14 protein-coding genes are annotated in these 13,412 nt (G+C 64.2%); 11 read left to right on the top strand and 3 right to left on the bottom strand.

The genetic code is table 11. From position 1 onward, the window contains the following. Positions 1-312 precede the first annotated feature (312 nt). The 6 genes from CAF92_RS02575 (at position 313) to CAF92_RS02550 (ending at position 8,119) form a co-directional block, all read left to right on the top strand. Complete coding sequence (locus tag CAF92_RS02575) at positions 313-1,704, top strand: GntP family permease (RefSeq protein ID WP_046616676.1); 1,392 nt, start codon at positions 313-315, stop codon at positions 1,702-1,704. Positions 1,705-1,714: 10 nt separating this feature from the next. Continuing rightward, complete coding sequence (gene hbdH, locus CAF92_RS02570) at positions 1,715-2,485, top strand: 3-hydroxybutyrate dehydrogenase (protein WP_046616677.1); 771 nt, start codon at positions 1,715-1,717, stop codon at positions 2,483-2,485. A gap of 55 nt (positions 2,486-2,540) precedes the next feature. Continuing rightward, positions 2,541-3,020 (top strand): serine protease inhibitor ecotin, encoded by a 480-nt coding sequence (eco, locus tag CAF92_RS02565; RefSeq protein WP_015270251.1) that lies wholly within the window; start codon positions 2,541-2,543, stop codon positions 3,018-3,020. Between the two features lie 148 nt (positions 3,021-3,168). Beyond that, positions 3,169-5,124 (top strand): acetoacetate--CoA ligase, encoded by a 1,956-nt coding sequence (locus tag CAF92_RS02560; RefSeq protein WP_085598997.1) that lies wholly within the window; start codon positions 3,169-3,171, stop codon positions 5,122-5,124. 202 nt (positions 5,125-5,326) lie between these two features. Continuing rightward, complete coding sequence (locus tag CAF92_RS02555) at positions 5,327-5,602, top strand: peptidylprolyl isomerase (protein ID WP_013972552.1); 276 nt, start codon at positions 5,327-5,329, stop codon at positions 5,600-5,602. 90 nt (positions 5,603-5,692) lie between these two features. Next, entirely contained in the window at positions 5,693-8,119 is a 2,427-nt protein-coding gene (locus tag CAF92_RS02550; RefSeq protein ID WP_085598995.1) for an autotransporter outer membrane beta-barrel domain-containing protein, read from the top strand. On the opposite strand, the gene CAF92_RS02545 is transcribed toward CAF92_RS02550, so the two are convergent. Continuing rightward, a complete protein-coding gene (locus CAF92_RS02545) occupies positions 8,116-8,739 on the bottom strand; it encodes a LysE family translocator (protein WP_046616681.1) in 624 nt (207 codons plus the stop codon). The two genes, CAF92_RS02550 and CAF92_RS02545, sit on opposite strands and share 4 nt — an antisense overlap. Before the next feature lie 131 nt (positions 8,740-8,870). Between CAF92_RS02545 and CAF92_RS02540 the strand changes: the two genes are divergently transcribed. Both CAF92_RS02540 and CAF92_RS02535 read left to right on the top strand, forming a co-directional pair. After that, positions 8,871-9,680: an AraC family transcriptional regulator gene (locus CAF92_RS02540; RefSeq protein WP_085598992.1), complete on the top strand. Its 810-nt coding sequence runs from the start codon at positions 8,871-8,873 to the stop codon at positions 9,678-9,680. A 211-nt stretch (positions 9,681-9,891) separates the two neighbouring features. Continuing rightward, the gene (locus tag CAF92_RS02535; protein ID WP_085598990.1) at positions 9,892-10,506 is read left to right on the top strand and encodes a LysE family translocator; all 615 of its coding nucleotides are present in this window, start codon (positions 9,892-9,894) and stop codon (positions 10,504-10,506) included. Here the strand turns inward: CAF92_RS02535 and CAF92_RS02530 are convergent. After that, positions 10,454-11,179 carry a metallophosphoesterase gene (locus CAF92_RS02530; RefSeq protein ID WP_085598988.1) on the bottom strand — a complete coding sequence of 242 codons (726 nt, stop codon included), beginning with the start codon at positions 11,177-11,179 and terminating at the stop codon, positions 10,454-10,456. The two genes, CAF92_RS02535 and CAF92_RS02530, sit on opposite strands and share 53 nt — an antisense overlap. Positions 11,180-11,254: 75 nt before the next feature. Between CAF92_RS02530 and CAF92_RS02525 the strand changes: the two genes are divergently transcribed. The 3 genes from CAF92_RS02525 to CAF92_RS02515 all read left to right on the top strand — a co-directional run bounded on the left by CAF92_RS02525 (position 11,255) and on the right by CAF92_RS02515 (position 12,829). Next, complete coding sequence (locus CAF92_RS02525) at positions 11,255-11,770, top strand: DUF3016 domain-containing protein (RefSeq protein ID WP_085598986.1); 516 nt, start codon at positions 11,255-11,257, stop codon at positions 11,768-11,770. 76 nt (positions 11,771-11,846) lie between these two features. Then, a complete protein-coding gene (locus tag CAF92_RS02520) occupies positions 11,847-12,590 on the top strand; it encodes a carbon-nitrogen hydrolase family protein (RefSeq protein WP_085598984.1) in 744 nt (247 codons plus the stop codon). Continuing rightward, positions 12,587-12,829, top strand: coding sequence for a hypothetical protein (locus tag CAF92_RS02515; RefSeq protein ID WP_046616688.1), 243 nt, complete (start codon positions 12,587-12,589; stop codon positions 12,827-12,829). Before CAF92_RS02520 ends, CAF92_RS02515 begins: the two co-directional genes overlap by 4 nt. Positions 12,830-12,833: 4 nt before the next feature. On the opposite strand, the gene CAF92_RS02510 is transcribed toward CAF92_RS02515, so the two are convergent. Beyond that, positions 12,834-13,334 carry a methylated-DNA--[protein]-cysteine S-methyltransferase gene (locus CAF92_RS02510; protein ID WP_046616689.1) on the bottom strand — a complete coding sequence of 167 codons (501 nt, stop codon included), beginning with the start codon at positions 13,332-13,334 and terminating at the stop codon, positions 12,834-12,836. Positions 13,335-13,412 lie beyond the last annotated feature (78 nt).

The following is a 13,412-nucleotide window of genomic DNA, read 5'->3' as shown; positions in this document are numbered from 1 at the left end:
TCATCCAACTGTTCGGGCTCTCGCCAAAGTGGAACGGTGAATGGCAGCTTGTGCTCCCACACGTGCTCAAGGCACCTCTGGCATTCAGCTTGCCATTCACCGCTCTCACTTCAGATTCTAATCCCCTCTCAAGACACAAGCTGGCTAGCCGGCGATGGGCTGCACAGCAGCCCCTACAGTCTCAAAAGGTAGACGAGATTTTTAGAAAAATAAAATTAATCATTTAAAATCATCAACTTACCCATCTGGCACGATTCCCGCTTTCTCCTGCTCACCCGATAAAAACAAGACTCACCCAGGAGACCCACCCCGATGACCGTGCTCATCGCCCTCGCTGCGCTGGCCCTGCTGATGCTGGCGGCCTATCGCGGCTACAGCGTAATCCTCTTCGCCCCCATCGCCGCCCTCGGTGCGGTACTGCTCACCGACCCGTCCGCCGTGGCTCCCGCATTCACCGGGGTGTTCATGGAGAAAATGGTCGGCTTCATCAAGCTTTACTTCCCGGTGTTCCTGCTGGGCGCCGTGTTCGGCAAGCTGATCGAACTGTCCGGCTTCTCGCGCTCGATCGTCGCCGCCGCCATCCGCGTGCTCGGCACCCGCCAGGCGATGCTGGTGATCGTGCTGGTCTGCGCCCTGCTCACCTACGGCGGTGTGTCGTTGTTCGTGGTGGTGTTCGCGGTGTATCCGTTCGCCGCCGAGATGTTCCGCCAGAGCAATATCCCCAAGCGACTGATCCCGGCAACCATTGCCCTGGGCGCGTTCTCGTTCACCATGGATGCCCTGCCCGGCACCCCGCAGATCCAGAACATCATCCCCAGCACCTTCTTCAACACCACGGCCTGGGCCGCGCCCTGGCTGGGCCTGATCGGCACGCTGTTCGTGTTCTGCACCGGCATGGCCTACCTGCAGCGTCAGCGCAACAAGGCCCAGCGCGCCGGTGAAGGCTATGGCAGCGACTTGCGCAACGAACCGGAAACCGCTGCCGACCTGGCGCTGCCCAACCCTTGGCTGGCCCTGTCGCCGCTGCTGCTGGTGGGGGTGATGAACCTGTTGTTCACTCATTGGATCCCGCAGTGGTACGGCACCAGCCACAGCCTGCAACTGCCCGGCATGAGCGCGCCGGTACAAAGCGACGTGGCCAAGCTCACTGCCATCTGGGCGGTGCAGGCGGCGTTGCTGGTGGGCATCCTGATGGTGCTGGTGTGTGCCTTCGGCGCCATCCGCACCCGCCTCGCCGAAGGCACCAAAAGCGCCGTGGGCGGCGCCTTGCTGGCGGCAATGAACACCGCCTCGGAATACGGTTTCGGCGCGGTGATCGCCTCGCTGCCGGGCTTTCTGGTATTGGCCGACGCCCTGCGCGGCATCCCCAACCCACTGGTCAACGAGGCCATCACCGTAACCTTGCTGGCCGGCATCACCGGCTCTGCCTCGGGCGGCATGAGCATCGCGCTGGCGGCCATGGGCGACAGTTTCATCGCCGCCGCCAATGCCGCCAACATCCCCCTCGAAGTGCTGCACCGGGTGGCCGCCATGGCCAGCGGTGGCATGGACACCCTGCCGCACAACGGTGCGGTCATCACCCTGCTGGCCGTGACCGGGCTGACCCACCGTGAGGCCTACAAGGACATTTTCGGTATTACCCTGATCAAGACCCTGGCGGTGTTCGTGGTCATCGCCACGTTCTACGCCACCGGCATCGTCTAAGGAGCTTTGCATGACCCTCAAAGGCAAGACCGCACTCGTCACCGGTTCCACCAGCGGCATCGGCCTGGGCATTGCCCAGGTGCTGGCCCGAGCAGGCGCCAACCTCGTGCTCAACGGCTTCGGCGACCCTGCCCCGGCGCTGGCCGAGATCGCCCGGCACGGGGTGAAGGCAGTCCATCACCCGGCCGACCTGTCGGACGTGGCCCAGATCGAAGCGCTGTTCGCCCTGGCCGAGCGCGAGTTCGGCGGCGTGGACATACTGGTCAACAACGCCGGCATCCAGCACGTGGCGCCGGTGGAGCAGTTCCCGCTGGAAAGCTGGGACAAGATCATCGCCCTCAACCTGTCGGCCGTGTTCCACGGTACGCGCCTGGCCCTGCCTGGCATGCGAGCGCGCAACTGGGGGCGCATCATCAATATCGCCTCGGTGCATGGCCTGGTTGGCTCCATCGGCAAGGCGGCCTATGTGGCGGCCAAACACGGCGTGGTCGGCCTTACCAAGGTGGTAGGTCTGGAAACCGCCACCAGCAACGTCACCTGCAATGCCATCTGCCCTGGCTGGGTGTTGACCCCGCTGGTGCAGAAGCAGATCGACGATCGTGCTGCCAACGGTGGCGATCCGCTGCAAGCGCAGCACGAACTGCTGGCAGAAAAACAGCCCTCGCTGGCCTTCGTCACCCCCGAACACCTGGGTGAGCTGGTACTATTCCTGTGCAGCGAGGCCGGTAGCCAGGTTCGCGGTGCCGCCTGGAACGTCGATGGTGGCTGGTTGGCCCAGTGACGGGCGGCCTGGGCCTGGCGACGGTCTTGCATTCGTTTATCTGCAAGGAGGCCCTATGCGCCCAACCCCGATGACCGCGATCCTGGCCCTGACCCTGGCTGCCGCCGCACCTGCGATGGCAGCCAGCCTGAAGGACGTCGCGCCCTACCCCGAGGCGGAAAAAGGCTTCACCCGGCAGGTCATCCACCTGCCTGCCCAGGCTGATGAGTCGGCCTACCAACTGGAAATCCTCGCCGGCAAGACCCTGAAGGTGGACTGCAATCGCCAGCGCCTGGGCGGCAGCCTGGAGGAACGTACCCTGGAAGGCTGGGGCTACAGCTACTACCGCCTGGACAAGGTCAGCGGCCCGGCCAGCACGCTGATGGCCTGCCCCGATGGCAAGAAGACCGAGGCCTTTGTGCCCGTGGTCGGTGAAGGCTTCATGCTGCGCTACAACAGCAAGCTGCCGGTGGTGGTGTATGTGCCCAAGGACGTCGAAGTGCGCTACCGCGTCTGGACCGCGTCGCAGGACGTGCAAAAGGCTAAAGTAGAGTAACGCACAAGCCCCTGCTGCCAGGGGGCTTCTTCGCGGGCACGCCCGCTCCCACAGGCTATCACCAGGCTGGACATCTACGCTGTACCTGTGGGAGCGGGCGAGCCCGCGAAGGCGCCCTCGAATCCAAATGATCATCTGGAGGTTCGGCATGAACGATGTGCTCTGGCGCCCCTCCACGGCGCAGATCGAGGCCAGCCGGATGGATGCCTTCCGCCGCCGGGTCAACCTGCGCTACAACCTGCAACTCGACGACTACCAGGCGCTGCACCGCTGGAGCATCGAGCAGCGCCCTGCCTTCTGGCAAACCCTTGCCGACTATTTCCACGTTCACTGGCATACCCCACCGAGCCAGGTGCTCAGCGAAGGGCCGCAGATGCCCGATGCCCAGTGGTTCAGCAACGCCACCCTCAACTTCGCCGAACACCTGCTGCGCCGTCGCGACGACCGCCCGGCCCTGGTCGCCGTGCGCGAGGACGGCCAACGCCAACTGTTCACTCATGCCCAGCTGGCGGCCCAGGTGGCGGGCCTGCAAACAGCCTTCAAGGCCGCCGGTATCGTCCCCGGCGACCGGGTCGCCGCCATCATGCCCAATACCTGGCAGACGCTGGTCGCCATGCTTGCCTGCACCAGCCTCGGTGCGGTGTGGTCCAGCTCTTCGCCGGAGTTTGGCGTCCACGGCATCATCGACCGCTTCGGCCAGATCGAACCCAAGCTGCTGATCGCCTGCGCCGGTTACCAGTACGCCGGCAAAGCTGTCGACCAGGTGGACAAGGTCAACCAGGTGTGCGCGCAACTGCCCGGGCTGGAACGGCTGATCGTGGTGCCCCATACCCGCAGCGGGACGCGTGTCGACCAATTCAAGGCCGCCAACGTCAGCTTGTGGGACGAGTTCTATCAGCCCGGCGGCGAGCCCCGCTTTACCCCGCTGCCCTTCGACCACCCGCTGTACATCCTGTATTCCAGCGGCACCACCGGTGTGCCCAAGTGCATCGTCCACCGCGCCGGCGGCGTGTTGTTGCAGCACCTTAAGGAACATGGCCTGCACAACGACCTGAAGGCCGATGACGTACTGTTCTACTACACCACCTGCGGCTGGATGATGTGGAACTGGCTGGCCAGCGGCCTGGCGGTGGGCGCCACGCTGGTACTGTACGACGGCTCACCCTTCCACCCCGGCCCCGAGCGCCTGCTGGACCTGATCGATGCCGAGGGCATCCAGGCCTTCGGCACCAGTGCCAAGTACCTCGCGGCGCTGGAGCAGGCGGGCCTGGAGCCTGCGGCAAGTCACCGCCTGACGCGCTTGCGCCTGCTGTTGTCCACCGGCTCGCCACTGTCGCCACACAGCTACGACTACGTGTACCGCAAGATCAAGGCCGACCTGTGCCTGGCGTCGATGTCCGGCGGCACCGATATCGTCTCCTGTTTCGTGTTGGGCAACCCGACCCTGCCAGTGCGCCGCGGCGAGATCCAGTGCAAGGGCCTGGGCATGGCGGTGGAAGTGTGGAACGAGCATGGCCAACCGGTTCAAGGCGAAAAAGGCGAACTGGTGTGCACGCGCAACTTCCCGTCCATGCCGCTGGGGTTCTGGCAGGATACGGACGGCAGCCGTTACCACGACGCCTACTTCAGCCAGTTTCCGGGGGTGTGGGCCCAGGGCGACTATGCCGAACAGCGTGCCGATGGCGGGCTGGTGATTCATGGCCGCTCCGATGCGGTGCTCAACCCCGGTGGCGTGCGCATTGGCACGGCGGAGATCTACCGCCAGGTAGAAAAGGTCGAGCAGGTGCTGGAAAGCGTGGCAATCGGCCAGGACTGGCAAGGCGATGTACGGGTGGTGCTGTTCGTTCGCCTGCGTGACGGCCTGCAGCTGGATGACGCCCTGCGCCAGCACATCCGCCAGGTGATCCGCCAGTACACCACGCCCCGCCATGTACCGGCGGTGATCGCCCAGGTCGATGACATCCCGCGTACCATCAGCGGGAAGCTGGTGGAGTTGGCGATTCGCAATGTGGTGCATGGTCTGCCGGTGAAGAACACCGATGCCCTGGCCAACCCCGAGGCGCTGGAGCAGTTCCGGGATCGCGAGGAGTTGCGCACCCCGTAATGAAGGTATTCACCGTCATTGTGGGAGCGGCCTTGCGTCGCGAAAGGGCCGCAAAGCGGCCCCAGAAATCTATGCTTCACTGCTGAAATTCCGGGGCTACTTTGCAGCCCTTTCGCGACGCAAGGCCGCTCCCACAATGGCCTCAACCCGACCCGTTAAGGCATAATGCCCACCTTTTTCGCCCCCGAAGCACAGGTACCCCATGAAAGCCCAAGCCCGTCACATCCTGGTCAAGACCGCTGACGAAGCCGAAAAGCTCAAGCAGCGCATCGCCAATGGCGAGGCTTTCGACGTGCTCGCAAAAAAGTTCTCCACCTGCCCTTCGGGCAAGCGTGGCGGCGACCTGGGTGAAATCCGCCCCGGGCAGATGGTCGGTGCCATCGACCAGGTGATCTTCAAGAAGCCCCTGCGCGTGGTGCACGGGCCGATCAAGAGCAAGTTCGGCTATCACCTGGTGCAGACGTTCTACCGCGACTGATAGCCCCGGGCCACCTGACATTTTTGCCAGTTGTCCCCCTACCGTACAAAACATACAACTCAGGCAGTGGCCCCTCATGGAGACCTGCCAATGCGCTGCCCTCGCCTGCTTGTGCCTGCCGTACTCCCTCTGCTCACCTTGCCTTTGCTGTCTCATGCCCAATCCTTGACTGTTGCAGAGGGTGAGAACCTGGGCGCCATCGTCCAGACGCCAGATGCTGATCAGGCCACCATCACCGGCGGCAATGTTGGGTCGTTGCAACAAGGCGAGGGGCAGGACAAGTTCAATATGTCTGGTGGTACGCTAGGGACGCTCAATCAAGGCGGTGCCATGGACGAGTTCGTGATGACCCGTGGAGCCATCACCGATGCTTTCGAAGATGGCGACAATGCCTGGTTCAAAGGCGGCAGCATTCGCCGGATTGACCTCAAGATGGCTGATAACTTCTTTGAAATGTCGCAAAACCTTGGTGTGGAAACCATCGTTGTCGCCAACGTGGTCAGTGGCCTTGGCAAAGACTGGTACGACCTGTTTGGCGGCACCATCGGTGGGGATCTCAGTAGCAGTAGCGGCGACGACGTGATCAATGTCAAAGGCGTCAATCTGAAAGGCGAGATACGTGCCGGCCAGGGCGACGATAAACTCAACTGGACGAGCGGCAAGATCGGCAAGAAAGCAGACATGGGCGCCGACAATGACACGGCCACTGTCAGCACACTCGACTTGAGCAGTTCAACAGTGCTGTTGGACGGCGGTACGGGCACGGATACCCTGACGTTTCAGCAAGCCAAGGTCGGTCAGGGGGCCTTGTATGTCAATTGGGAGTCCATCAACCTGAACCAGGGCAGCCGGCTGACCCTGAACGACAGCTTGGTCCTGGGTGACCTGGGCTCCGATCAGCCACCGATAGCCGCAGCCACGGGGACCGGTACCCTGCAAATTGACGCGACCAGCACACTGATCAGTCACCGCGGCAGCATCGTCAGCATCCAGAATGGCAGCAAGGCATCCGTGGTAAACGCCGGCACCATAGACCTGAGCGGTGGCAACGACGCTCAGGGTCGCCTGACCATCCAGGGCAACTACACCGGCATTAACGGCACCCTGCGCCTTAACAGCGTGCTGGCCGGCGACGGTGCCGCCTCCGACCGCCTGGTGGTCAGCCGTGGTGCGATTGACGGCTCTACCCAGTTGCTCATCAACAACCTCGATGGCGCCGGTGCAACCACCGCGCAGAACGGCATTCAAGTCGTTGAAGCGCGTGACGGCGCGGTCAGCACGGCCACCGCATTTGTCCAGACCCAGACTCTTTCAGCCGGCGCCTACGACTACCGGTTGTTCAAAGGCGGCGTGACTGCTGGCAGTGAAAACAGCTGGTACCTGCGCTCCACCCTGGTTGCGCCACCCGCTCCGGCCCCAGCGCCGGAACCGGGCGAGCCCACACAGCCAACCCAACCGGGCGAGCCAGTGGTGATCGCACCCGCCGCTACTCCGCCTGTCGCCGCCCCGGCCCCCGGCCAGGTCGACCTGCCAGCACCGGTGCAAGGCGAAAGCCTGCCGCTGTATCGCCCGGAAGTTGCGGTGTACGCCGCAGCGCCACGCGGTGCCGCGATCATCGCTCGCCAGGCACTGGGCACGTTCCACCAGCGTCAGGGCGACCAGCAGCTGCTGCAGGGTGACGGCGCCCTGCCCGCCAGTTGGGGCCAGGCCTATGGCGGCGCGTTGCGCCAGCAATGGAGCGGCACGGTCAACCCGAGCCTGGATGGCAACCTGTACGGCTTCAAGGTGGGCCAGGACCTGTACGCCAAGGTTGGCGACAGTGGTTATCGCCAGCATGTCGGTATCTACGTCAGCCATAGCCGCCTGGACGCCGACGTCAAAGGCTTCGCCCTCGCCGTGCAGAACCGCAGCGTCGGTGACCTGGAGCTTGATGGCGACAGCGTCGGCGCCTACTGGACGCTGGTCGGACCGCAAGGCAGCTACCTCGACGCCGTGCTGCAGTACACCAACCTGGATGGCCGGGCGCGTTCGGACCGGGGTGACAAATTGAACATCGACGGCCACGCCTGGACCGCCTCGCTGGAGTCCGGCTATCCCATCGCCCTGTCCGACCGCTGGGTACTGGAGCCGCAGGCTCAGTTGATCGCGCAAAAAGTCTCGCTCGACAGCGCCAGCGATAGCGTCTCGCATATCAGCCACGACGCCCAGGTCGAGCTGACCGGCCGGTTGGGGGTTCGGCTCGAGGGGGCCTTCAAAGGCAGCAGCGGCCGCCTGTTGCAACCCTATGCGCAAGTCAACCTGTGGCACGGCGACGGTGGCCGCGATACCTTGACCTTCGATGGCGTCGACAAGATCAAGACCGATTACCGCTATACCTCGGTGCAACTTGAAAGCGGCGTGGTAGCGCAGGTGAACGAAGCACTGAGCCTGCATGGCGGTGTGCAGTACACCGCCAACCTGGACGCCCGCCAGCAGGAAGCCAGCGGCGTGAACCTGGGCCTGCGCTGGCAGTTCTAGCGCCGCGCAGCCAGCAGCCCGAGGCCGGCGCAGCCCAGCAATGAGGCGCTGACCCGGTTGAACAGCCGGCGTGGGCCGGGCTGGCTGAACCAGCGCTGCAGGTACGCCCCCAGGCCGGCGTAGATGGCGATGGCGGCCCATTCCAGCAACAGGAACAGCACACCCAGCCAGAGGAACTGCTCGCTCACCGGGGTGGCGCTGCCCACCGAGACGAACTGCGGCAGGAAGGCGGTGAAAATCAGGATTGCCTTCGGGTTGCCAGCAGCTACCCAGAACTCCTGTCGCGCCAGGCGCCAGGTGCCGCGCGGGTGATCGCTTGCCACCACCGCCTCGCCCACCGGCGCCCGCCACAGTTGCCAGGCGATATAGAACAGGTACGCTGCCCCCACCACCTTGATGGCCAGGAACAGGTATTCGCTGGTGTGCAGCACCACTGCCAGGCCCATGGCCGCCAGGGCGATCATGCCGCTGAAGGCGACGATGCGCCCGCCACCGGCCACGCATGCCGTACGCAGGCCGTAACGGCTGGCATTGTGCAGCGACAGCAGGTTGTTCGGCCCTGGCGCCATGTTCAGGGCGAAGCACGCAGGAATGAAAAGCAGCAGGCTTGAAAGGTCCATTATTGTTTTCCTTTGGCAACAGGCGTCTATTTCGGCGGTCAGCGGGCCTTGTGGTCAAGTTACAGCCAGCGGAAAAAACTGTATGGGTGCGTGGCGCCTGATAAGCTGCCGCGTATACCGAGGACCCTGCGATGCCCCGTTCCCATGCCGCGCTGTGGCGCGATCCGGCCCTGCCCCATGTCGAAAGCCGCCGCGCCTGCCATAGCCGTGCCTGCTACAAGGCCCACAGCCACCCGACGTTTTCCATCGGTGTGGTGGACGCCGGCCATAGTCACTTCACCGGTGCCGGCAACGGCCAGCAACGCCTGACACCCGGCACGCTGGTGCTGGTCCCGGCCCGCCGCGTGCATGCCTGCAACCCAGAGCCTGGGCAAGCGTGGAGCTACCAGATGCTGCATGTGGATGCCGACTGGCTGGCGCAGCTACACATGGAGTCTGGGCTGGAGGGGGCCGGGCCTGGCGAGCCGGCACGTATCTGCCAGGTGCCGGAGGTGTATCGGCAGTTCTGCGAACTGAACAGCCTGCTGTTCTCCAGCGCCAGCAATGGCGAGAAGGATGCGGCGCTGATCGCCTTTCTGGGTGACATGGACTTTGCCAGACACGCGCCGCTGGCGCCGGCACCGGCACTGGCGGCGACCGCGTTGAGTGGGCTGATCGCGCACATCGAAGGTCAGGACCCGGCGCAGCTGAGCCTGGCGGTAATGGCGCAGCAGGCCGGGCTTGGGCGCTACCAGTTGATTCGCGCCTTTCGCGCCGCTACCGGTTTTACGCCGCATGCCTACCTGCTCAATGCCCGGGTCAACCGTGGGCGCCAATTGTTGAGTGAAGGGCAGCCACTGGCGGAGGTGGCCTATCAGCTCGGATTCGCCGACCAAAGCCATTTCCAGCGAGTGTTCAAGGCCCATGTGGGGGTGACGCCGGGGCAGTATCGGGGAGACTGAAGGCCTGTGCGGTCTCTGTAGGAGCGGCCTTGTGTCGCGAAAGGGCTGCGCAGCAGCCCCGGCAATCTGTGCTGCGGAGCTGAAAACCTGGGGCCGCTTCGCGCCCCATCGCGACACAAGGCCGCTCCTACAGGGGCCTGCAATATTGTTCAATACGGCATGAGCGCCGAGGGGCAGAGTCAGGCTTTTCCGCCAGAGCAGCCTCACCCCGATGCAACAGTTCCTGATTATCGCCCTCGCCCACTTTCTCGCCCTGCTTTCTCCCGGCCCGGACTTCTTCCTGGTCGCACGTACCTCGGTCAACGCCGGCTGGCGCGTCGCGAGCGGCGCATGCCTGGGTATCGCCCTGGCAAACGGCGTGTTCATCGCCATGGCTTTCACCGGCCTGTCGGTGCTGCAGGAAGGCAGCCTGCTGTTCACCACCCTGCAACTGGCCGGCGCCGGCTACCTGCTGTACGTCGGCACCCTGTTCCTGCGCCATGCCGGGCAAACCAGCCTGGGCGCAGTCGCCGGCAAGCGAACAGTGCACGGTTGGTGGCGGGGATTGGGCATGGGGTTCCTGTCCGGCATCCTCAACCCGAAAAATGCGCTGTTCTATGCCAGCCTGGTGAGCATGGTCGCCAGCGCCAGCATTGCCTGGAAAACAATCTATGCCCTGTGGATGTTCAGCATCGTGCTGCTGTGGGATCTGCTGGTTGCCGTGGCCATCGGCAACCCGCTGGTACTGCGGCGCTTTGCCCGCTGCCTGCCGTGGCTGGAGCGGGCCTCCGGGGTCATGATGGTGCTATTGGCTGCGGTACTGTTGTTTCACCTGGCCTGGGGCTGACCAGTTGCAGGGTCCGCATGTCCATCAAGGTGAAATGGCCACTGGCCCAGCCACCGGTATCCAGGTGCCAGACGTTGCCCAGCAGCTTGGCTTCCAGTACCGGCGTGTGGCCCACCAACAAGGCACGCAGGCCCTGCACGGGCTGGGTATCTCCCACCTTCAGGCGCCGCCGCGACCATTGGCACACTTCCCGTATCTTGGGGTCGTCATCCAGTTCCAGCCAGGTCCTCAACACCGTCCAATCGGCATACGGGCTGTCGGCATGCAGCAGGCCCACCAGGCCCGCCGCACTTTCAACCTCTATCGCAATCGGCAGCTGCTCGAAGCGCTCCACGAAACGCAATTGCCGGGCCCTCGGCAGGTCCAGAAACCAGCCACCACCGGCGGCGCGGTACATATCCAGATCGAGCCGCCCGCCGCGCACGCGTGTGATTGCCAAGGCCTCGTGATTACCCTGCACGGCATGGAACCAGGGCTGCGCCAGCCATTCCAGCGCCGCCTCGCTGTCCGGCCCACGGTCGACCAGGTCTCCCACGCTGAACAGGCGGTCCACGGCCGGATCGAAACCTACCCCATCCAGGCATTGCTGCAAGCGCTGGAAGTGACCATGGATATCGCCCACCGCCAGGTCACGCCCCCGCAGGTTGGCAATAAGACGCCGAAACCGTGCCATTACAATCTTCCTCTGCTGGTAGCGCCATGCCAGGGGTAAAATGAAAACACACGCAATCTGCCCCGGAGGTGCATCATGCGTACCGCCCTCGTGTGTGCCGTGCTCATGGCGCTGTCACTGGACAGCATGGCACAAGGTGCCCCGGCCGCGCAGGTCGAGGTACGTTTCGAGCATCCGGAAAAATTCCGCGATGCCAGCCTCGACAGCCACGGGTACGAACGTGGCGCCGACGCCTATGTGATGAACACCCTGACCCAGTACCTGCAGAAGCTTGGCCAACGCTACCTGCAACCTGGCCAGCAATTGGTCATCGATATTCGCGACATCGACCTGGCCGGGCGTTTCGAGCCCTGGCACAGCCAGGCCTACGATGTACGTTACATGCGCGAAATCACCTGGCCGACCATCGACCTCAGCTACACCCTCACCCAACCGGGCAAACCCGACCAGCAGGCGCAGGAGCGGGTCAGCGACAAGATGTACCTCAGCCGCCCGGGCCGGGTCACGAGCAGCAGCGACCGCCTGTATGCCGAAAAGGCCATGCTCGACGACTGGTTCCGCCAGCGCTTCGCCGTCCACCCGGCATCCTGAAACGCCCTTCACTGGTACAGGCGCAGGTGCCGATAGTATGCTCGGCCTTTCAACCTGTACCAGGGAAGGGTTTTTCATGAAGTTGTGCGCCGTGCAACTGGCGTCGCTCAAGGGCGATGTGCAAGCCAACCTCGAACGCCACCTGGCCTGCATCGAACAGGCTGCAGCCCTTGGCGCGGAACTGGTGGTATTTCCCGAACTGTCACTTACCGGCTATGAGCCAACCCTCGCGCGGCAGGTCGCCCTCCCTGTCAGTTCGGCGCGGCTGGACCCGCTGCAGGCAGCCTGCGACCGGCTTGGTATCACCGTGGCCGTGGGCCTGCCACTACCGACACCTGATGGCATTCGTATCGGCATGCCAATTCTCAGCCCCGGTGTACCGCGCCAGGCCTATGCCAAGCGGCGCCTGCATGACGATGAACTGCCCTGGTTCACCCCAGGCGATCAAGCCTTGCTGCTGCAGGTCGGCGCCCACCGGGTAGCGCCTGCGATCTGCTACGAATCGATGTTCATGGCCCATGCGGCGGCCGCACGGGAACATGGTGCCGACCTGTATCTGGTCAGCGTGGCGAAGACGGCCAAGGGCATCCACGAGGGTTATCTGCACTACCCCGAGGTGGCTCGTGAGCTGGGCATGACGGTGTTGCTGGCCAACTGCGTGGGGCCGGCCGATACCTTCATTGGCGCCGGTGGCTCGGCGGCATGGGACAGCCAGGGGCACCTGCTGGCCCGCCTGGACGACCGCAGCGAAGGGCTGATCGTGCTGGATACCGCCAACGCCAGTGCCATGGCGGTGCCTTTGGCCCCGCACCCAGCATGATCTATCTGTTCCTGGCGTTGCTGAGTTATGCCTGTACCTACTACCTGACGGGGCTGCTGATTCAGGGGCAACTGGCCGATGTGGCCGAGGGCTTGCGCCACCGGCCCGATGCGCCGACGCCCGGCGAGTACCTGCGCGCAGTCAAGCCACATGCGCGCCGGGCTCATCGGCAGTACACCCTGGTGGCTGGCTCAGCGTTGGCCGTGCTGGTCTGCCTGGTCGCCAGCTGGTTCTGCTGACGCCTTACAGGTCCAGTGCCAGGCTTTGCCGGCCCTCCAGCGCCAACAGGTACTGCTTGGCCGCCAGGCCGCCGGCAAAGCCGGTGAGGCTGCCCGAAGCACCGATCACCCGATGGCACGGGGCGATGATCGAGATCGGGTTGCGGCCATTGGCAGCGCCTACCGCACGCACCGCAGTGGGGTTGCCGACCTGCCGGGCGATGTCGCTGTAGCTGCGGGTTTCACCGAACGGTATCGCCAACAGCGCGGTCCACACCTGGCGCTGGAATTCGGTGCCGGCAAAGTCCAGTGCCAGGTCGAAGCGCTGGCGTTTGCCGGCAAAGTACTCGCCGAGTTGGCGGGCGGTTTCAAGCAGTACCGGGCACTGGTCATCACGGTGCAGGGCGCCAAGGCGCACGCGGTTTTCCCGCTCCTCTTCCCAGAGTACGGCTGCCAGGCACTCGCCACGGGCTACCAGGGTCAGGGTGCCGACAGGCGACTGCATGAAGGTGAATGCGCTGGACATAAGCAGGCTCCTGCCAGGTTGCGATCAACCTACTGTACGCATCCACAGCCCTGCCTGCATCCGCTTTCTTGCTCAGGC

The organism is Pseudomonas sp. B10(2017) (assembly GCF_002113295.1).
GTDB lineage: Bacteria > Pseudomonadota > Gammaproteobacteria > Pseudomonadales > Pseudomonadaceae > Aquipseudomonas > Aquipseudomonas pudica.
The sequence above is the reverse complement of the archived record's forward strand: the minus strand, read 5'-3'. Positions and strand labels throughout refer to the sequence as shown.

Bases quoted from the DNA above. Each gene is read 5' to 3' on its own strand.
- CAF92_RS02575 (WP_046616676.1), top strand. From the start codon at position 313: ATGACCGTGCTCATCGCCCTCGCTGCGCTGGCCCTGCTGATGCTGGCG.
- hbdH (WP_046616677.1), top strand. From the start codon at position 1,715: ATGACCCTCAAAGGCAAGACCGCACTCGTCACCGGTTCCACCAGCGGC.
- eco (WP_015270251.1), top strand. From the start codon at position 2,541: ATGCGCCCAACCCCGATGACCGCGATCCTGGCCCTGACCCTGGCTGCC.
- CAF92_RS02560 (WP_085598997.1), top strand. From the start codon at position 3,169: ATGAACGATGTGCTCTGGCGCCCCTCCACGGCGCAGATCGAGGCCAGC.
- CAF92_RS02555 (WP_013972552.1), top strand. From the start codon at position 5,327: ATGAAAGCCCAAGCCCGTCACATCCTGGTCAAGACCGCTGACGAAGCC.
- CAF92_RS02550 (WP_085598995.1), top strand. From the start codon at position 5,693: ATGCGCTGCCCTCGCCTGCTTGTGCCTGCCGTACTCCCTCTGCTCACC.
- CAF92_RS02545 (WP_046616681.1), bottom strand. From the start codon at position 8,739: ATGGACCTTTCAAGCCTGCTGCTTTTCATTCCTGCGTGCTTCGCCCTG.
- CAF92_RS02540 (WP_085598992.1), top strand. From the start codon at position 8,871: ATGCCCCGTTCCCATGCCGCGCTGTGGCGCGATCCGGCCCTGCCCCAT.
- CAF92_RS02535 (WP_085598990.1), top strand. From the start codon at position 9,892: ATGCAACAGTTCCTGATTATCGCCCTCGCCCACTTTCTCGCCCTGCTT.
- CAF92_RS02530 (WP_085598988.1), bottom strand. From the start codon at position 11,179: ATGGCACGGTTTCGGCGTCTTATTGCCAACCTGCGGGGGCGTGACCTG.
- CAF92_RS02525 (WP_085598986.1), top strand. From the start codon at position 11,255: ATGCGTACCGCCCTCGTGTGTGCCGTGCTCATGGCGCTGTCACTGGAC.
- CAF92_RS02520 (WP_085598984.1), top strand. From the start codon at position 11,847: ATGAAGTTGTGCGCCGTGCAACTGGCGTCGCTCAAGGGCGATGTGCAA.
- CAF92_RS02515 (WP_046616688.1), top strand. From the start codon at position 12,587: ATGATCTATCTGTTCCTGGCGTTGCTGAGTTATGCCTGTACCTACTAC.
- CAF92_RS02510 (WP_046616689.1), bottom strand. From the start codon at position 13,334: ATGTCCAGCGCATTCACCTTCATGCAGTCGCCTGTCGGCACCCTGACC.